Here is a 525-nt window from a genome sequence, read left to right on the forward strand (position 1 = left end):
TTGGTGAAAAAGACGCAACAGTTGTTGTGACTTATCCAGATGGTTCTAAGGATGAAGTTCCTGTTAAGGTAACAGTCGTAGATCCACGTACGGATGCGGATAAGAACACACCAACTGCTAAGGATCAAACCGTTAACGTAGGCGAAACACCAGACGCTAAAGGTTCAATCGGCAATGTCTCAGACCTACCAAGTGGAACAACCTTTGAATACAAGACACCAGTAGATACAACAACAGCTGGTGAAAAAGACGCAACAGTTGTTGTGACTTACCCAGATGGTTCTAAAGATGAAGTACCAGTTAAGGTAACTGTTAAAGATCCACGTACAGATGCGGATAAGAATACCCCAGTAGCGAAAGATCAAACGGTTAACGTTGGTGAAACACCAGATGCTAAGGACTCAATTGGCAATGTTGGTGATCTTCCAGAAGGAACTAAGTTCGAATTCAAGACACCAGTGGATACAACAACACCAGGTGAAAAATCATCGACAGTCGTTGTGACTTACCCAGACGGTTCTAAGG

At 43.4% G+C, this 525-nt stretch carries 1 protein-coding gene; it reads left to right on the plus strand.

Annotation, left to right across the window (positions count from 1 at the left end; translation table 11 throughout):
- Nucleotides 1-525 (plus strand): Rib/alpha-like domain-containing protein (locus HMPREF3112_RS11515; protein ID WP_256262678.1); only part of this gene is annotated, 525 nt, incomplete at both ends.

It is taken from the genome of Streptococcus sp. HMSC10E12, from assembly GCF_001807855.1.
Classification (GTDB): domain Bacteria; phylum Bacillota; class Bacilli; order Lactobacillales; family Streptococcaceae; genus Streptococcus; species Streptococcus salivarius.